Origin of the sequence: Rufibacter ruber (genome assembly GCF_001647275.1) — a bacterium.
Lineage (GTDB): Bacteria > Bacteroidota > Bacteroidia > Cytophagales > Hymenobacteraceae > Nibribacter > Nibribacter ruber_C.
On record NZ_LRMM01000029.1, the window covers coordinates 37326 to 56494 of the forward strand.

At 52.3% G+C, this 19169-nt stretch carries 14 protein-coding genes; 6 read left to right on the plus strand and 8 right to left on the minus strand.

What is annotated here, in order from left to right:
* Nucleotides 1-65 precede the first annotated feature (65 nt).
* From A8O25_RS12615 to A8O25_RS12625, 3 genes are all read right to left on the minus strand, one after another.
* Nucleotides 66-857: a phosphatase PAP2 family protein gene (locus A8O25_RS12615; RefSeq protein ID WP_066835382.1), complete on the minus strand. Its 792-nt coding sequence runs from the start codon at nt 855-857 to the stop codon at nt 66-68.
* Between the two features lie 314 nt (nt 858-1171).
* On the minus strand, nt 1172-2014 hold the full coding sequence (locus tag A8O25_RS12620; protein WP_066835384.1) for a phosphatase PAP2 family protein: 843 nt from the start codon (nt 2012-2014) through the stop codon (nt 1172-1174).
* 273 nt (nt 2015-2287) lie between these two features.
* The gene (locus A8O25_RS12625) at nt 2288-3232 is read right to left on the minus strand and encodes a hypothetical protein (protein WP_161947744.1); all 945 of its coding nucleotides are present in this window, start codon (nt 3230-3232) and stop codon (nt 2288-2290) included.
* Nucleotides 3233-3600: 368 nt separating this feature from the next.
* On the opposite strand from A8O25_RS12625, the gene A8O25_RS12630 reads away from it, so the two are divergent.
* Nucleotides 3601-5022, plus strand: a complete 1422-nt coding sequence (locus A8O25_RS12630; RefSeq protein ID WP_066835388.1) for a thioredoxin-like domain-containing protein — start codon at nt 3601-3603, stop codon at nt 5020-5022.
* Nucleotides 5023-5283: 261 nt separating this feature from the next.
* Here A8O25_RS12630 and A8O25_RS12635 read toward each other — a convergent pair whose 3' ends face one another.
* Both A8O25_RS12635 and A8O25_RS12640 read right to left on the minus strand, forming a co-directional pair.
* Nucleotides 5284-5847 carry a DinB family protein gene (locus A8O25_RS12635; protein ID WP_066835389.1) on the minus strand — a complete coding sequence of 188 codons (564 nt, stop codon included), beginning with the start codon at nt 5845-5847 and terminating at the stop codon, nt 5284-5286.
* Nucleotides 5848-5918: 71 nt separating this feature from the next.
* Nucleotides 5919-6470 (minus strand): Crp/Fnr family transcriptional regulator, encoded by a 552-nt coding sequence (locus tag A8O25_RS12640; RefSeq protein ID WP_082893607.1) that lies wholly within the window; start codon nt 6468-6470, stop codon nt 5919-5921.
* A 225-nt stretch (nt 6471-6695) separates the two neighbouring features.
* Here A8O25_RS12640 and sdaAA point away from each other — a divergent pair, with 225 nt between their 5' ends.
* The 5 genes from sdaAA to A8O25_RS12665 all read left to right on the plus strand — a co-directional run bounded on the left by sdaAA (nt 6696) and on the right by A8O25_RS12665 (nt 16459).
* Entirely contained in the window at nt 6696-7601 is a 906-nt protein-coding gene (gene sdaAA, locus A8O25_RS12645) for an L-serine ammonia-lyase, iron-sulfur-dependent, subunit alpha (RefSeq protein ID WP_066835391.1), read from the plus strand.
* Nucleotides 7602-8049: 448 nt separating this feature from the next.
* Entirely contained in the window at nt 8050-8883 is an 834-nt protein-coding gene (gene prmA, locus A8O25_RS12650; protein ID WP_066835393.1) for a 50S ribosomal protein L11 methyltransferase, read from the plus strand.
* A gap of 20 nt (nt 8884-8903) precedes the next feature.
* A complete protein-coding gene (locus A8O25_RS12655; RefSeq protein WP_066835395.1) occupies nt 8904-14156 on the plus strand; it encodes a hypothetical protein in 5253 nt (1750 codons plus the stop codon).
* 221 nt (nt 14157-14377) lie between these two features.
* Entirely contained in the window at nt 14378-15016 is a 639-nt protein-coding gene (gene plsY / locus A8O25_RS12660) for a glycerol-3-phosphate 1-O-acyltransferase PlsY (RefSeq protein WP_066835397.1), read from the plus strand.
* A gap of 72 nt (nt 15017-15088) precedes the next feature.
* The gene (locus A8O25_RS12665) at nt 15089-16459 is read left to right on the plus strand and encodes a dipeptidase (RefSeq protein ID WP_066835411.1); all 1371 of its coding nucleotides are present in this window, start codon (nt 15089-15091) and stop codon (nt 16457-16459) included.
* Nucleotides 16460-16560: 101 nt separating this feature from the next.
* Here A8O25_RS12665 and A8O25_RS12670 read toward each other — a convergent pair whose 3' ends face one another.
* From A8O25_RS12670 to A8O25_RS12680, 3 genes are all read right to left on the minus strand, one after another.
* Nucleotides 16561-17211 (minus strand): porin family protein, encoded by a 651-nt coding sequence (locus A8O25_RS12670; RefSeq protein WP_220482976.1) that lies wholly within the window; start codon nt 17209-17211, stop codon nt 16561-16563.
* A gap of 294 nt (nt 17212-17505) precedes the next feature.
* Nucleotides 17506-18159 (minus strand): porin family protein, encoded by a 654-nt coding sequence (locus A8O25_RS12675; protein WP_066835398.1) that lies wholly within the window; start codon nt 18157-18159, stop codon nt 17506-17508.
* A 265-nt stretch (nt 18160-18424) separates the two neighbouring features.
* The gene (locus A8O25_RS12680) at nt 18425-19000 is read right to left on the minus strand and encodes a porin family protein (protein ID WP_066835401.1); all 576 of its coding nucleotides are present in this window, start codon (nt 18998-19000) and stop codon (nt 18425-18427) included.
* Nucleotides 19001-19169 lie beyond the last annotated feature (169 nt).

The window sequence follows — 19169 nt, forward strand, 5'->3', positions numbered from 1 at the left end:
CACCTGGCGGGCATTGCGGTGAACACGCAGACTACAGCAAAAATTGCGCATTCACAACCAACAATCTAAAACTGAAGGGCGAATCCCATTCCCAGTTCGCCGTTGGGGAGAACGGTGGGGGCGAGGGTGGCGTTCAGGCCTTTGTTCCGCATGATACGGTCATGCACAAAATATACGGCATTGACAGAGAGAATGCCTATGCCGGCACCGGCCAGCACATCAGACATCCAGTGTTCATTGTTCAGAACGCGCATGACCCCCGTGGCCGAGGCAATGGTGTAGCTCCCCACGCTGATCCAGGGGCTCTTGTCTCTGAACTCTTTGTCTACAATGGTGGCAATGGTAAAGGCATACGAGGTATGGCCCGAAGGGAAGGCCCTTGGTTCGCCGTTAGGCCGCTCAACCCCCGTTGAGATCTTGATAGGATAGGTCATGGCCGTAGTCAACAACCCCGAAGCCAGCAGCAACCCCGTTTGCCTTCTGATGTCATGCTTGTTCTGTGACGAGAAGAGGTTAAAGCTGTACAAGCCAACAATGGGCACAAAAAACAGATAATCGTCTGCCTTGGTCTGGAAGTTGGGGAATGCCCGGCGTGCATCACGGCTGGCGTCATAGCTGCTGTAAAACCCGTTGTCTCTTATGGTGGAGATACCGGCTGCAATGAGAATAACAGAGGGAACTACCGCCCTTTTTATAAACCTCCCCGTCTTAGACTGACTGTCTTGGGCGGCGGGTGTAGCCGTCACTTCTCTGGCGGCAACAACTGCAGAGGTGTCTGTGGCCTGGTTCTGGGCCACGGCCCCCAAGGTGAAAGAAACCCAGAGGAGATGCGTTGTGATAAACTTGGTTAGCGCCACGGTCTTCTTTGTTATAGGGTAGCTGCGTCGGTTAGGAGCATCATCAAAATAGGGGAACCCGGGTTACTGTAACCGGTTTTGTGCGTAGAGCCTGTTTAAAATAAGTCTTTCGTGCTGCCAAGGTCCCGCCAGGAACCTGCCTTGCCGCATTTTTTGCCTGGTAGCCACTGCTCCCAGAAAAAAAACTCATCTGGAGAACCTCCCTTTGCCCCGCTTCAACAATAATGACAACATGTAAACATGCCCTTAAGTTGATTTCCTGTTTTAGGGCTGTTTTCCCAAAAGTAGCCCTAAAACAGGAAACAGTGTATATGTTAGTTCAACGGAATTACCATGGCCACCCCCGGCGTGCCGTTAAACATCACAGTTGGCACCACTTGTGCGTTGAAGCCTCTGTTCTTGAACCAGCGGTCATGCGCCAGGTACACCAGGTTGGTAGACAGTATGCCTACGCCGGCACCCGCCAGTACATCTGAGAACCAGTGGGCGTCATTGAGCACCCGCATCATACCGGTAACCCCGGCGGTGGTGTAACTGGCAATGCCAATCCATTTGCTTTTCCCCCTGAACTCGCGGCTCACCATGGTGGCTACCACAAAGGCGTACGTAGTGTGGCCGGAAGGAAAGGAGTAGCTGTTCTCCTCGTTGGGGCGGGGCACTGCCGTCACTTTTTTCAGAGGCCACAGCAGGGCAGAGGCCAGCGCCGCTGATCCCGCCAGCAGCCCCACCTGGCGCGTGACATCGTGCCGGTTCTGAGACGAGAAAATATCAAACACCAACAGCCCGGCCGCCGGTGCGAAGATCAGGAAGTCATCAACATCTGATTTAAAATTAGGGAACGGCTTGGTTCTGAAGTCATATCTGAAGTCTTGCCGGTCATACAGGCCGTTGTCAATCATAAGCAGGCCCACCCCAACAAAGATGGCGGGGGCAATAAGCCTTTTGCGCAGCGCCCCTTTCTGTAAGGCAGGGTCAAGCGTAGAGACAGGCACCCCGGCCTTGGTGGTATCTGGTTCAGTTAACGTCACCGTGGTCTGCAGCGTGTCTGACGTCACCTGCGCCAGGGCCGGGGCTGGCAGTAAGGCGAACCATAGGCAAGGCACTAGCGCTAGGTGGCGCAGTGACTCAAGGAGATTGAAGGTAGGAATCTGTGTCATAACAAACGTGGTCTGGTGAGTAGAACTTCCGTTTGTACGCGCAAACAGTGGTCTAGTTATCCTTCACCATATTTTGCAGATTCCCCCCCCCTTCCGCCCGCGGCCGGTCCATTGCCTTGGGAACAAAGCGCCGGGGCCGGGCATGTTGTACAGCCGAGCGGTTCTTACGGGAGAGGCGGTGGCTTGCCGGCGGGTGTGGCAGTTTTGCCTGGGGCTATTGCGGAAGGTGCTGTTTTGGGGCTGTTTTCCTAAAAGTAGCCCTAAAACAGAATGCTATTTTCCCTCTTCAAGTGGGGCGAAAAACCTTGTCTCCGCATAAAAGCTGTTTTCTTTAAAGGAGACATGCAGCTGCATAGAATACCTGCTGGGCTGTTGGTCTACCAGGGCAGGCTGCCATTTTCCAGTGCTGGCCACTATTTTTTTAAGGTGTTCAACCAGAGAAGGCGGTGGGGTGCCAAAGGAGTTGGAAGGGTGAATGTTGACTACCTCGCCTTGCGTATTCACCTCAAAATTGATGTTGACAATGCCCGTGAAAAGAGTTTCTTCTGCACTGCGGGGCCGGTTTCTGATCTGGGCAACTATTTCTTTGTTGAGGTTTTCATTCCCGCCCCTATACCCAGGAACCTTGATGGCACGCTTGTCCCTGGGCTTGACCACTACACAATTGGGGCTGAATAGAAATGTTTCGCCTTTGAGCACCTGATCTGGCTCTTGCAAAAACCTGAACCGGGTCTTGTCCTGGTAGGTGTCTCTGGGGGAGGTGCCTTTGGTAAATTTACCCTCTTTGAATTTTTCCTGAAAGTAGACGTACCCGTCTCTTCTGTGGTATAGCCAATTGCCCTCCATTAACCCGTTCTTGACCTTGCCTTCTATGATATCAAAGTTCTCAATCTTTACTGTCCCGTTTCCGTTGGCTACTGTTTGCTTTCCGTCCCGGTCCCAGGCTTCTAAGACATAGACGGAGTCCTGGGAAAACCTTAGGGTGATCTGTGGCTTCCCGTTTTCATACCAGTAATACCAAAGCCCTTGCCTCTTATTGTCTGCATAGTGGCCGCTAAAGGCCGGGAGGCCGGTTCTATGGTGGTAACCTGAAAACAGGCCCTCTTTCTTCCTGTTTTCATAGTTGCCGGTGAACGTAACCACACTGTCTCTGGAGAGGTCTTTCACGGCACCGGTGAAAAAGCCGTCTGGGGTTAACCTGGTGTAGCGGTACGTCACAGCGCACTGCGGTTTCACTAAGTGCCACCCTGCCTCATAATAGAACACCACACTGTCTGGCCCCAATTGTCTGTAAGAGACGGTATAATCATCTTTGGCCGTAGTTTCCTGGCCCCAACACGGTAAGAACGGCAGGAATGGGAAAGCCAGCCCTAGAAGAATCTGCTTTGAAAACCTTATGAAATGCCAGCTCAGGAACATATAGGATATAAAATGAGTATTAAATCAGGAAATCTGAAAGAATGTTTTTGATAGAAGAAGGGACCGTACAAAAATAAGGTTTCAACGCAATAGTTGGTAGACAGAATTCTGCTAGTTATCTGGTTTCTGAAAAGATTAATTGAATACACATATACCACTTTAAACGCATGCTTACCGGACGCGTCAATGCCCCTGAGATCAACACCCGCCACGGCTGGCTCAACACAGACCGGGACTACACGCTCAAAGACTTCAGGGGGAAGGTTGTACTGCTGGATTTCTGGACCTTTGGGTGTATTAACTGCCAGCACCTGCTGCCAGACCTGAAGCGCCTGGAGCAGGAGTACCCCACTGAACTGGTGGTCATTGGCGTGCACTCAGCCAAGTTTGACGCTGAAAAACGAACGGCTGCCATACGGCAGGCCATCCTTAAATTTGGGATTTCCCACCCCGTGGTCAATGACGCCGACTTTGAGGTCTGGAAGCAGTACGCGGTCAACGCGTGGCCAACGGTGGTGCTCATTGACCCCAACGGCAAGGTGGTGGGGCAGAAGTCAGGCGAAGGGATCTATGACATTATCAAACCGTATCTGGAGGAACTGATCCAGACGTTTGGAGATCGTTTGAACCGGGACCCGCTGCCTTTCATCAAAGAAAAACCAGTAGAAGCCCCTTTACGCTTTCCCTCTAAACTCATGGCAGATGACACCAGCCACCTGTACCTCGCAGACAGCGGGCACCACCGCCTGCTCAGGCTCACACCTCAGGGGCAGGTGGTGGCGGTCATTGGCAGCGGTCGGCAGGGGTTCACCAACGGCGGCTACGCCGAAGCCCAATTTAATGAGCCGCACGGGTTGGCGCTGCACGGCCAGTTTCTGTACGTGGCAGATGCCAAGAACAATGCCATCAGAAAAGTAAACCTTGCCACCCGGCAAGTAACCACCGTTGCCGGAACCGGGGAGTTGAGCTATTATTTCTTCTATGAGCAGGTGGGTGTGCCGGTGAACCCCAACAGCCCCTGGGACCTGGCCGTGGTAGAAGACCAGCTCTACATTGCCAGCGCCGGCAACCACCAGCTCCTGCGTCTGGACCTGGCCACTGAGAAAGTCTTCCGCTTTGCGGGCACCGGCCGCGAAGCCCTCGCAGACGGCCCCCTCCCTGATGCCGCTTTTAATCAACCCAGCGGGCTCGCCCTTATCAACCACACGCTCTATGTGGCAGACCCAGAGGCCAGCGCCGTGCGGGCCGTTGACCTGTGCCAAGGCACCGTGACCACCCTCATAGGCCGCGGCCTGTTTGAGTTTGGAGATGAAGACGGCGATTTTGATGAGGCTTACCTGCAGCACTGTCTGGGCATTGCCGCGCATGCCGGGAATTTATTTCTGGCAGACACTTACAACGGGAAGATTAAGTTTCTGGACCTGGAAAGGCAACGCATCAAAACCATAGTCTCCGGGCTGGAGGAACCCAATGATGTGCTGGTGCACCAAGGGTATCTCTGGATTACCAACACCAACGCCCATGAACTCTGGCGGGTGCACCTGGAGACCTGGGAGCGGGAAGTGGTAGACGTGCGGTTGCCTCTGTGATCTTGAGCAGATAAGTTTTGCGTTTTGGAGCTGTTTTAAGAAAAACAGCTCCAAAACAGGACCTGAGCTGATAACAGGTACAAACAGACGCTTGCGGCAGTGACGGAGTTATCCCAGAACCGCGTTCCCTGCTACGGCCAACCTACCCGACGCTGAGTGGCTGCCCCGCTGTTAAAAGCAGAGAGGCTTCTGCATACGAAGAGCCTGTTCCCCTGAAAGGAGAAATTTGGTGATGGTTTTAACCGCGGTTCTGTAACACCATCACGCCACCAAACCAACAGGCACCTGTGCCAGTGCCCGCTGGGCCTGCCGTACGTGGCGCTGCTGGTGCAGAACCACAAACGCGAAAGCCTCGCCGGTGCGCAGCTTCAGGAGCCGGAAGAACTCTACCGGTATGGTTTTCTGATTGAGATCGGCTTTGGCTGCAGCGGTTAATAGATATAGCAGCTTTTCCTGGTGTTGCAGAAACTCAGGAAGGACCTCTGGGGAAAGAGTGCTGTGGCGCGGGTTCATGTGTTGAAGCGTCTTGTGCTTCTTCACGTTGCCGGGGTTGACCAAATCCAGCGACTTCCTGCCCAGCCAGGAATACCGCACGGGCTGGGGCTCAGAAAGCGCGGGAGCGGCCGCCACGGCTTTTTCTAAATACGGAAGGTAAAAGCGGCTGTAGCGGTTCAGGTGCTCCAGGCACTCCAAGATGCTCCAGCCGGTGGCGTGGGGCTTGAAGTGGAGTGCGGCGTCTTCCAATGTCAGGAACTCTGTTGAAACAGTGCCTTGTAGCGCCTGTACCTGCGTCTGGAGCTGTGAGAGAAGGGTAGAGGTGTCCATATGTGCTTGTCGTTTTCTTGCGGGCAAAGGTAGCGGGCGGGGCAACGGCAAACCTTGACCAGAATCAAGATTTACAGAATACGGCTCAGCGTCTCTGGGGTCATGCGCAGGTACGAGGCAATGTACTTGCGGGGCACCAGCTGAAAGATGTGCGGGCTTCGGGCCAGTAAGCGTTGCAGCCGCTGCTCAGGAGTAAGGAGCTGCAGGTCAATCTCGCGCTCCATCTTTCCCATGAGTGCCTTCTCCAGCTCCAGCCGCCAGAATTTGCCAAATACCGGCCGTTTTTCCTGAATTGTGTCAAAATCAGATTTAGTGATGGCCAGCAGCTCAGCCTTGCGCAGCGCCTGAATGCAGTACGTAGACGGCTGCTGCGTCACCAGTGAAGGGAACGCCGTGACCAGCGTGTTGGGGTAGGCAAAACCCACGCAGATGTTCTCTGCCGGGGTGGGGTAATAGAGCCAGAAGGCGCCACTCAGCACAAAGTACAGGTGCTGCTCCACCTGCCCCTCCCTGACCAGGAAATCGCCCCGGCTCACCGTCACCTTTTTATGCCACAGCGGCACAAAGGCGGCAATGTCATCTGGGGTGAAATAGGGCACTTGTTGAAGCAGTGACGCCAGCATGGGTTGTGTTTTGGAGCTGTTTTCAGAAAAGTAAGCCAGAAACAGGCGCTGGAACTAACCCCGGGTTTTTTTCTTTATCAGGTGGGGGAGAGGGTGTAGCAGAAGCCCAGATCTTTCCTGTAAATTTAAAGGTTAATTGCTCCTGCGCAACCTTAAACGCGTAAGGAAGAACCAGAGGGGCACCTTGGTGCGCCTATTGCTAAAACTAACATTCGTATAAACAAGATGGCATTGCTCTTTAATGATTTCAGGAGCTGGGAACAGCACTGCACCGCAACGGGGGAACCGCTGTACCGCCCCGTGCTGGGCTATGAGATAGAACAGAAGGGGCGCACTGAGGAAGAAATATGGGCTGGCCTGGCCCGCGCCTATGAGGTTATGCGTGACGCCGTGCAAACCGGCCTCACCCAAGACATGACCTCCCGCTCCGGCATGGTGAACAACGGCGCCAAGAAAGTAGCCGCGGCCCCGGTGACCGTGCTGTCACCAGAGTTTCAGCAGTTGATCAGCCGCGCCCTGGGGGCCAAGGAGGTGAATTCCTGCATGGGCCGGGTGGTAGCGGCGCCTACCGCGGGGGCTTCAGGCATTCTGCCCGGGATCCTCACCACCATTCAGGACCTGCATACACTGGATGACCGGAAAATTCATGAAGGACTGCTGGTAGCCGCCGGTATTGCTTTGATCATTGAGCAGAACGCTTCTTTGGCCGGAGCCGTGGGCGGTTGCCAGGCCGAAACCGGCAGTGCGGCTGCCATGGGGGCCGGGGCCATTGTCTATTGCCTGGGCGGTACGGTTGAGCAGACTTTTGCCGCCGTGGCCATTACCATTCAGTGCATGCTGGGTTTGATCTGTGACCCGGTGGCGGGACTGGTGGAGGTGCCGTGCATTGTGCGCAACGCCAGTGCCGCCGCCATTGCCTTCTCCAGCGCCCAGATTGCCATTGCCGGGGTGAACCCGGTGATTCCGGTAGACCAGTGTGTGCTGGCTCTGGGCGAAGTGGGCCAGAGCATGGAAACCAAGTACAAAGAAACCGCCCTGGGCGGACTTGCCAACACCCCCAGAGGTAGGGAAATAGAGAAGCTGGTGCTGGTACAGGACGTGGAGATTCTGCCAGATGAAGACGGTGAGTAAGAGATGAAAGCTGTTTTGGACCTGTTTTCTGAAAAACAGGCCTAAAACAGCTTTCATTTAAGAGCTTCTTTACTTTTTGCTTTTGCAGGCGAGAACGGGGAGCAAAAGGTTCTTCTATCCCGTTTTTAGTGCGGCGTAGCAGCGTTATGGGGCGAGGCAACCGCGAGGGCAGGTTCTATTGAGGCCCGTTTGCAGCGCAAAAGACAAATGGAAACAGGCTCTAAGAATTCACAGTTGCCTAAACGGCAATACTCTCCCCCTGAGAGCTTTTTCCAGCATACGCTCCCCCTGATTTCTGCTGAATCTATTGCCATCTCCCTCCATGCATTTACGTTTTAGGCCTCTTTTTCAGAAAACAGGCCTAAAACGTACTTCTTCTTCTGTAATTTCGTTCAATTTAAACTTGGAGCCATCTGCCAGACCAGGTGGCTCCTTCATTCTTTCACCTATGGATTTTATTGAAGTTACCGTTACTGCCGCCCCAGACTACGCAGACATTCTCATTGCAGAACTGGGCGAGCTGGGGTTTGACACCTTTCAGGAGACTGACACCGGGTTTCAGGCCTACATTTATGAAGACCAGTTCTCAGAAGAAGCCGTGCAGGAGGTGCTGGAGCGGTATAAGTTTGCCGGTGCGTTCCCCTATGAGGTGAAAACCATTGCCAAGCAGAACTGGAACGAGGAGTGGGAGAAGAACTTTGAGCCGTTGCTGATTTCAGGGCAGGTGAGCGTGCGGGCAGATTTTCACCCTAAACCAGAGGGAGTCACCTATGACGTGGTAATTACCCCAAAAATGTCTTTCGGCACCGGGCACCATGAGACCACCACGCTCATGATTGAGAACCAATTAACCCTGAATCACGTAGGCAAGCGCGTATTAGACATGGGGTGCGGCACAGGTATCCTGGCCATCATGGCAGAACAGCTGGGCGCGCAAAATGTTTTGGCTGTTGACATTGAAGACTGGACGGTAGAGAACGCCAAAGAAAACGCGGCGCGGAATGGCTGCTCTACCCTGGAGGTGAAATTAGGTGATGCCGCGGTCTTGGCCGCTGAAGCCCCCTTTGACCTGGTGCTGGCGAACATCAACCGCAATGTGCTGCTGGAAGACATGCCAGAGTACAGCCGTCTGCTGCTGCCGCAAGGGCCCCTGGTGCTGAGCGGCTTTTACACAGAAGACCTCCCTGCCATTCAGGCGAAAGCCGAGGAGCAGGGGCTTGCGTTTGAAAGCATGCGATCCAAAAACAACTGGGTTTCAGCGGTTTTTAGAAAAAACGCCTGATAAACGGTATCTTACAACATATGAAGCACTTTACTCTATTCTTATTTCTCTTGCTGGGTTGGGGTGCAGGGTTTGCCCAGAGCTATAAGATAGCCGCAGAGGATCAGCAGCAGTTTATTACAGACGTGAAGGCCATGATGGCTGGCACCAAGAATGAGGCCGCCATACAGGTAGCCAACGGTCTGGAAACCGCCTGGAACAGCGGCAAGGTAAGTGCCCCCCAGAAAACCAAGGTGATGGACCTGACTCAGCAAATGCTGAAGAGGAAACTGAAGTCCCGTCCGCATTTTGAGCATTTCTTTGGGGCGCTGGCCAGTGGCGTAAATGTGCACCAGTACACGGGAGGTACTTTGGACCAGTTCCTGAACGTGGCTGAGCAGACCCTGCAAAAGCAGGATGCCAAAGTGTATGAGAAGTTTCTGACCAATGCCCACCAGTTCCTGGATTCCAAAACCCTGTTTAAGGGCCCCACCAACGGGCTGCGGGTGCTGGGCGGCAGCTTTGCCTTTGAATACCGCGACGGTACCGCTATTGCCGGGGCCGCCGGTGCCGGCTGGGGCGAGGAGCCTGAGGTTGCGAAAGAAGCGCCGGCCCCAGAGAAACCTGCGGCTGCAAAACCCGCGGCTGCTAAAACAGCACCCAAAAAAGCGGCTCCCAAAAAAGCCGACCCTTGGGATGACTGGGAAGCCCCCAAAGCAGTAGCCGCCGAAGACGACCCGTGGGCGGCGTGGGAAAAGCCTAAGAAGAAAACCGTTCCTAAAAAGACCACGGCCAGCAAGTCTGCCAAAGCTGCCACGCCCACAAAAGAGAAAGTACCGGCCAAGCCCACCGGTACGCCCATTCCCAAAGAAGAGGCGGCCCCAGTGGTGCCAAAGTTTGAGTACATGGCAGATCCGCTACCGGTGTTGGCGGGGCCGGTGGTGGTGTTAAACGGGGCAGATCTGTTTTTTACCACCCCGTTTGACTCGGTGACCATTAAAGGTACCACCGGGGCCATGTCTTTAGACGGCAAACTGTTTGTGGGCCAGGGCGGGAAATATGTCTGGAACACGTTAGGCGGTGATGCCACGGCAGAGTTTAAAGGATTAGCCATTGATGTGAGCAAAGCCGGCTTCAAAGCCGAAGATGTGACCCTGACTTTCCCGGCGGTGTTGGACAACAGCATCAGGGGAAACCTGGAGTACAAGATGGTTCGGCCCAATGCCAAAGGCGAGAAAGCGTATCCGCGGTTTATTTCCCATACCAATGATGCCAAAATCAAGCGGTTTGGCGCAGACATTCAGTACACGGGCGGTATGTCTTTGAGCGGGAGCACGCTCATGAGTGCCGCCTTAGACGGAAGCCCGTCTACCATCTGGGTGCTGGACGGTGCTGAGAAGAAATTCAGGGCCTCCTCCCGCAACTACACCATCAGTGACAGCCTCATCACCGCGCCCGTGACGTCTATCACCCTCCTGCAGGGGCAGGATTCCATCACCCACCCGGGCGTTAAGTTCAAGTACAACAAAGACGCCAAACGCCTGGTGCTGCTCAACGCAGACGGGGTCTACAAGACTACCCCCTATTACCACTCATACAACCAGGTAGAGTTGGCCACTGACATGGCAGTCTGGAACATTCAGAAGCCCCAGATTGACTTTGCCATTCTAACGGCTAAAAACCAGGTGCCGGCGCAGGTGAACTCTAAAGAATATTTTACAGAGACCCGTTTCCAGCAGATCAAAACCATCTCCAACTTCCATCCGCTGTATGCGGTGGTGGGCTACGGCACTAAATTGGGCAAGCGCTCTTTCTACATGCTGGAGATGGCAGAAGAGACTAAAATCAGGCCTGAGACCCTGCACAACGCCCTCACCACCCTGGTGCAGGGCAACTATGTAGACTATGATCCCAGCACGGGCTACGTGTACCTGAAAGAGAAGGCGTACCACCACGTAGATGCCTCCCGTGACAAGAGAGACTATGACTACATTCACCTGAACGCCTTGTCGCCGGCCGGTAAAAACGCCACCCTTGACATGACTACCGGGGAGCTGCTGCTGAGAGGGGTAAAGAAATTTGCCTTTACTGGTGACTCCTCTGTCATTGCTGAGCCAGACAGCCAGATCGTCAGGATCCAAAAGAACCGGAATATCCTGTTCAACGGCCGGGTCAAGTCAGCCAACTTCACCTTTAAGGGGCAGGAGTTCGTGTTTGACTATGACGGCTTCTTTGTAGACCTGGCTAAGATTGATTCAACTGTATTGACCACCCAGTCAAAAGACAAAGACGGGAAAGTAAAGGAAACGCCTTTTACCCTGGTAAACCGCGGCGGACAAGGGAAGGCCAAATTGTACCTGAATAGGCCAGACAATAAATCAGGGCGTAAAAAAGTGCCGGGATACCCTTCATTAGATGCGGTTTCTGGGGCTACGGTCTACTTTAACAAGCCTGAGATTCTGGGCGGCGTGTATGATACCAGTGTGTATTTCAGCATACCGCCGTTTAAGATTGACAGCATCACCAGCGCCAAAAGTGCCATTGGCTTTAACGGTACCTTCTATTCGGGCGGTATCTTCCCCCCGTTTGATACTAAACTTTCTATTCAGCCAGACGGTGCGCTGGGCTTTGAGTATGTGGTGCCCAAGAATGGCTTTGCCGTGTATGGCGGCAAGGGCCACTTCAATGACACTGTTACCATGAACACCAAAGGCCTGCGCGGCAAAGGGGTTCTTACCTACCAAACCGCCACCATGCATTCGCCGGGGTTTGTGTTCTTTGTAGACTCAGCCGTGACCGAGGTGGGAACCAAAGGTAGTTTCAAGGCAGGTTCTGTGGCGCAGGGGTCCTATCCAAGCGGGTCGTTCAAGAGCTTCAGAATGGACTGGTGGCCGTACCGTGATACGCTGGAAGTGCATTCTAAAGGCAAAGAGCTCATGAGCATGTTCAATGACCGCTTTACCTATAAAGGGATGCTGGGCTTTACCCCGTCTGCGCTGTTTGGTGACGGCGTGGCCGAAAGCAAGGAGGTGGCCATTAAATCACCGCTCTTTATGTTCAAGAAGGGGCTGATTCACGGGAACCGGGCTTCTATGGAGGTGAATTCTTCAGACAAAAAAGTGCCGGCGCTCACCACCTATGACGTGTTCCTGGACTTTTACCTGGATGACGGCTATGCCCAGTATGCGCCAGAGCGGAAAGGCTTTGCCAGCACTGTCTTCCCGCTGGCCCAGTACAAGTCTTCGCTGGGGGGTGGCCGTTGGGATTTCAAAACCAAGAAACTTACCCTTTCCAGCGGAAACGAAGACCTCAACACCTCCTACTTCTACTCCATGAAATCTGGGCCTGATTCCTTGCGGTTCAAAGCTACCGGGGCGGTGTATGACTTGAGCGATTTCACTTTGGTAGCCTCAGGCGTACCTTATATTCCGGTGGGGGACAGCTACCTAATCCCAGACAGCAACCAGGTGCATATTTTAAAGGATGCCAAACTAAAGACCTTCCAGAACGCGGGCATTGCCATGGACTCCGTGCAGAAGCACCACCAGATGGTGCGCGGCGAAGTGCATCTTGACAATGCGTTCGGCCTGACCGGAAACGCCATCTACAAGTTCACCAACTCAGCCTCAGAGGCCTACAACATCAAGTTTGACAACTTTGCCTGGAACCAGCCTGCGCAAGACAAGAAAGCTGAGAAAAAAGGAGAGGCCGCCACGCCGTATTTCCTGGCCTCAGCCACGGTGAAAGAGACAGACACCCTGTTCATCTTGCCCAACGTGCGGTACTACGGTGACATCAAATTGATGTCTAACCAGAAGCTGCTGAACTTTGACGGGCACGCCAAGCTGCTGTTCAGCGGCAATGAAAGCTCTGACTGGTTTCCGTACAAACGTGATGGCCTGAACCCCGAAGACGTGCGGTTGGAGATCAAAGATCCTAAGCTGGCAGACGGTACCCCGTTAAAAACCGGTATTCACGTAAGCACCGCCACCGGCAAGATCTACAACACCTTTGTGACCAAGAAGCAAGATGACACTGACCTGGACGTGTTTGAGGTAGAAGGTTTGCTCTCTTTCAACAAAGAAGAAAAGAAATTCAAGCTGGGAGATGAAGGCCGGGCCTACGGCAATTCGTACACCGGTAACGTGCTCAAATACAATGATGCCACCAAAGAGGTGACCTATGAGGGCAAGTTCAAGTTGATTGAGCCGGTAAAAGGCTTTGACCTGCAGGTGGCGGGGAGCGGCTCTGGGCGTACAGATAGCAGCCTGTACCAGCTAGACACCTTTATGGCCTTTAACTTTGATGTGCCGGCGCAGGCTGTTGAGAGCATGGCCAAGATTGTGGCTAAGAACGCAGAGGGAGCACCTGAGGCGGTTGATTTGAACAGCCCCACGCTGCCGTACAAACTGGCCGCCTTCATTGGTGACAAAGGGGTAGAAGATTTTAAAGCCAAAACGGCCAGTACCTATGTGCCGTTTGCGCAGGTTTCATCTAAGCTGGTGCACTCCCTGGTGCTCAATGATGTGAAACTGAAGTGGTCGCCGCAGACCAACGCCTGGTACAGCGTGGGGCCGCTTAGTGTGGCGGGCATTGGCAAGACAGACATTAACGCCAAAATGAACGGGTACATAGAGATCAAGCGCGGTGCCAGCGGTGATGTGGTGTCTCTGTACCTGGAGCCAACGCCTTACTCCTGGTACTACCTGAACTTCTATGAGGGAGGGTTAGGCCTGGCTGCCGCCGATGGGGATTTCAACAGCATTATTGCCAACAAGTCAAAAGGTGGCCCGGGCTCCGGCTCGTATAACTTCTACCCGGTAGAGCAGGTGGAGAAGATGGAGTTTGTGAACTACTTCCGGAAGACCTACCTGGGCAAAGGGCCGGTAAAAGAAGTGGTGCAGCCTACCATTGACACCTTTGCCTCAGCAGATGAGGAAGAGGCCTCTGGTAAAAAAGCCAAGAAGAGCAAAAAGAACAAGAAAGACGAAGCAACAGACGCCATGCCTCCCGGCTTTGACACCCCTCCGGCAGAGGAAGCACCGGCTGAAAAGTCTAAGAAGGAGAAGAAGAAAAAAGAGGAGGCCCAGCCCGCCGCTGACATTCCGGTAGCTGCCCCGGCCACTGAGGCTGCTTCTGAGAAGAACAGCAAAAAAGACAAAAAGAAGAAGGAGGAAGTAGCCCCGGCCCCAGACATTCCGGTGGCAGAGCCGGAGGAGGGCAAGAAGGAGAAGAAAAAGAAGAAGAAAAAGGAGGAGGAAGAGACCCCACCAGATATTCAGGTGGGGAACTGACCGCCCGTTGGTGGCTAGTCTTTCCACTGAAAGCCAGAGGAACCCGTTTTTGGCCTGTTTTTCAGAAAACAGCAAAAACGGGTTTTCTTTTTAAGGGATCTGCGTAAGCAGGAGGGGCGTAGGTAGAGGCTTTTTCCTATATTTGAAAACTCATTTTATGGCGCAGCGGGCTGTTTCAGTATCATCTGCCGCTAAACCAAACCGTTAACCAGAAGAGTTCTATGGAGTGGATGATCATTGCAGGAGTTGTCTTGGCGGCTTACCTGATAGGGGCCGTGCCTACGGCCGTGTGGGTAGGCAAAAAGTTCTACGGTATTGACGTGCGCCAGCACGGCAGCGGGAACGCGGGGGCCACCAACACGTTTAGGGTGCTGGGCAAAAAACCGGGGGCGCTGGTCATGGCTGTAGATATCTTTAAAGGCTGGGCAGCTACTTCCTTGGCATATCTGCTGGTGCAGTGGGGGGCTGTCACCCCTGACCAGTTGATCCTGTTCAAGATTATCTTGGGTGCGGTGGCGGTGGTAGGGCATATCTTTCCGGTGTACGTGGGTTTTAAAGGAGGCAAGGGCGTGGCCACGCTCATGGGCATGGTGCTGGGCGTGCATTTGACGGCCGCCCTGATCTGCCTGGGTATCTTTCTGGTAGTGCTGCTCATCACCCACTATGTGTCGTTAAGTTCTATGACCGCGGCCGTTTGCTTTCCTCTTCTTCTGTTGCTGCCCTCTTTCAGGCCAGAGGAGCCCATGCTCTTTGTCTTTGCTATCTTAATTGCCCTAATGGTAATCTGGACGCACCGCAAGAACATTACCCGTCTGCTGCAGGGCGTGGAAAGCAAGATTTACCTCTTCGGCAAAAAATAAATGTTTCAACAGAAGCCATTCCTGCTCAGGGTGGCTTTTTTATTCTACACACCTCTCACCAAACCATCTGCTATGAACGCTTACATAGAAGAGAATAAAGACCGTTTCATTCAGGAACTGCTGGACCTGCTGCGTATCCCGTCTGTGAGTGCTGACCCTGCTTTTAAAGGCGATGTACTAAAAGCCGCTGACTTCCTGAGGGAGAAGCTGGCGCAGGCCGGAGCTGAAAACGCCCAGTTGTTTGAGACCGCCGGCAACCCTATTGTGTATGCCGAAAAAATCATAGACCCCGCACTGCCCACGGTTCTGGTGTACGGCCACTATGACGTGCAGCCCGCTGACCCCTATGAACTGTGGGACTCGCCGCCGTTTGAGCCGGTGATCAAAGATGAAAAAATCTATGCCCGCGGGGCCTGTGATGACAAAGGCCAGACCTATATGCACGTGAAAGCTTTTGAGGCCATGATGCAGCACCAGGCGCTGCCGTGCAACGTGAAGTTCATGATTGAGGGCGAAGAGGAAGTAGGCTCTGTGAACCTGGCCACTTTTGTGAAAGAGAACAAAGATCGGCTGAAAGCCGATGTGATTGTGATCTCAGACACGGGTATGCTGGCCAATGACATCCCGTCTGTCACTACCGGCCTGCGTGGCCTCAGCTACCATGAGGTGGAGGTGACAGGGCCCAACCGGGATCTGCACTCCGGGCTGTACGGCGGGGCGGTGGCCAACCCCATCAACATTCTCTGCAAGATGATTGCCTCCTTGCATGATGAGAACAACCACATCACCATTCCCGGTTTCTATGATGACGTAGAGGAACTGAGCCAGGAGGAGCGGGCCGAGATGGCGCGGGCGCCGTTCAGCCTGGAGGCTTATAAAAAAGCCCTTGATTTACCTGATGTGCACGGCGAGGAAGGCTATGTGACCATGGAGCGCAATTCTATTAGACCAACACTGGATGTGAACGGTATCTGGGGCGGGTACACGGGTGAGGGAGCCAAGACGGTGATTCCGTCTAAAGCGTATGCCAAGATTTCTATGCGCCTGGTGCCGCACCAGAGCCATGAGGAGATCAGTGCATTGTTTCAGAAGCATTTTGAGTCTATTGCCCCGCCTAGCGTGAAAGTAGTGGTGAAACCGCACCATGGCGGAGAACCGGTGGTGACGCCTACCACGTCGGCGGGATACCAGGCGGCGGCCAAGGCCATGGAAGATACGTTTGGCAAAAAGCCGGTGCCGGTGCGCAGCGGGGGCAGTATTCCTATTGTGGCCATGTTCAAGTCTGAGCTGGGGCTGGATACGGTGCTGATGGGCTTCGGGCTGGACTCTGATGCCATTCACTCGCCCAATGAGCACTATGGCATTTTCAACTTCATGAAAGGTATAGAAACCATTCCCAGGTTCTACCAGCACTTTGCGCAGCTGCACCAGGCGCAGGCGTAGTTTCTGTTTTAAGGCTGTTTTCAGAAAAACAGCCTTAAAACAGAAACCCCGTTGCTCTTTGGGCAACGGGGTTTTTTATTACCAGTGGGCGTGGGCCAGCTCTATCTGCTGATAGGGAACCCCACAGATAGCTGAAACAAAGAATGGCGGGCGTCTTTGAAGTCTTCATTGTTCATGTTCACTTTTTCTGTGAAGTCAGTGAAGGCGCCGTTGTAGCGCAAGCCTAGGGTGATTCCGCCGGAGGTGGCAAAACCCACGCCTGCGGCATAACCAATTTCAAAATCTGAGTAGTTGTCTTTGCTCTTGGTGCTGGTTTCACTGGTGACCAGTTCACCGTCAATATATTTCTTGGTCTTGTCATTGATGCTGAGCAGGTAAGATGCCTGCGGACCCGCCTCAAAGAAAAGCGGGCCGGCTTTGACACGGGCCAACACCGGAATATCTATGTAGTTGAAGTTGGCGGAGCCTTCATAGCGGGTTTCGCCCAGCGGCGTGGCAATGACTTTGTCATCATACTTGAACCCTTTGTTTGAGTAAAGCACTTCGGGCTGAATAGAGAAGAAGTCGCCCACAATAGGTGCATTCAGGTACAGGCCGGCATGAAAGCCCAGCTTATTGTTAAAACGTGACTCCTCTTTTAAATCACCAGAAAGGTTGGAGTAATTCACGCCTCCTTTTATCCCGAAACTTGATTGCGCCTGTGCGGCATAAGACGCTACTACGGCGGCCACTAAGATGAATAGCTTTTTCATAATGTTATGAGTTAAATTAGTTCCATTGGTGGGAACTTTATTTCAAAGACTGTGCCTGTTTTTACAAAAGAGAGGTGTGGCTGCTATTTATTTGGTTTTGTTCTTTTGTAAATGCCTCTATATGAGGGGGACTTATTTGGGAACAGCTGGTTTTGGGAATTTGCTGTTTTTGGGCTGTTTTTCAGAAAACAGCCCAAAAACAGCGGCCTGCCCCTGGGGTTGACTGCACCGCTAAAAAAAAGAGGCCGCTCCATGAGCGGCCTCCAGAATAATGGGTGCAAAATGAACGGTGCCTTATATTCCGCTGGGAAGAAGGAAGCCAACCGTTAATAAGAAGGCTGAATGGCGGGCGTTGGTCAACTCATCCTTGTCTTCTTTGGCCAGACTGTTGATGCTGCCGTTGTAACGTAAGCCTAAGCTGAGGCCATTCTGCAACTGGTAGCCAATACCGGCCGCATAGCCAATTTCCAGCTCAGAAAGATCGTCTTTGTCAATTACGTCTTTATCTTCATACTTATTGCCGCCAACCTGGATCTCCGTGTTGTTTCTTACCCCTAACAGGTAAGACAGCTGAGGCCCGCCTTCAAAGAACAAACCTCCGGCATTTACTCTAAGTAGCACAGGGAGCTCCAGGTAGTTGAAGTTTACATCACCTTTGTACTTATAATCAACTCCAGCCCTACTGAACTTTTCATCACTGTACTGATATCCCTTTTGAGTATAAAGGAGCTCTGGCTGAATAGACAGGAAGCCGTCACTGGTGAGGGGAAAGTTAGCGGTAAGGCCACCTGTAAACCCAAACTTGTTGTCATAGATGTCCTGGTTGTCCAGATCACCTGAGAGATTAGAGTAGCTTACCCCGGCTTTGATCCCAACTCTAGGCCCGTTTTGTGCTTGAGCAAAGCTGATAGAAAAAGCAGCTGCTATGAATAATACAATCTTTTTCATTGTTTCATTTGGTAATGTAAAACATTGCCATTTATTATATGGCGTTTAAAACAACCCTATATACGGCTATAGCTAGAAAGGTTCTTGTTCTGCATAGGTATTGCAGCTAAGAAACAGATGTTGTTCAGATAAGGTATTGACTTAGAAAAAGATAAATTTCTATTTATTTTACTTGTTAAAGTAAAGGAGATTACCCTTACTTGGAGGGTAACAAAAAAGGCTCCCATTTGTGTGGGAGCCCTTTTTGTTTATAAGAAAAGACGGATTATCTGGTAAATGTGTAACCTACAGATAATAAGAAGTTAGAATTTCTGGTTTTTGAATTTTCTGCAATATCAGACAACCCGCCATTGTAACGAAGGCCAATGCTGATGCCATTCTGTAGCTGATAGCCTATACCTGCGGCATACCCAAAGTCAACTGAATTTACTCCATCAAAATCTCCAGAAATTTCATTTCCGTCTTCATCGTTCATTGTCACTTTTGAAGAGACGTTAAACGATAAAGTTGGGCCTAATTCAAAAAATAGGCCATCAGCATTAATGTGTGCTAGTACTGGTACATCAATGTAGTTTAGTTTTACTTTAGTAGTAATGTCACCTTCCTTTTCCTGCGCACCTTTCATAGTGAAAAGTAACTCGGGTTGAATTGACACCATTTCTGAAATCCCGAAATTGGCGAACAGACCACCATGGCCACCGAATTTATAATCTGCATCAGCACCGTCACCGGCAAAATTGCTTAGGTTCACCCCAGCTTTCAAGCCTAGTTTCAGTCCATCTTGTGCTTGGGCAAAAGAAAAAGTGAAAAATGCGGCAACAAATAATAATAGCTTTTTCATAAAGGTTTTGAGGGTTTAAAAAATAGAAAATTGGTTAATTGTTTTTGATTGATGGTTGCAAGTTAAGTACGAAGCTGTTTAGAGTTTTTGATTTTGGTTGAATTTTCGGATAAACAAGGCTGTAAAGGCTAGCAGATGCAGGGCAAGCCAGTGCTGCGCCCTGGTTTCA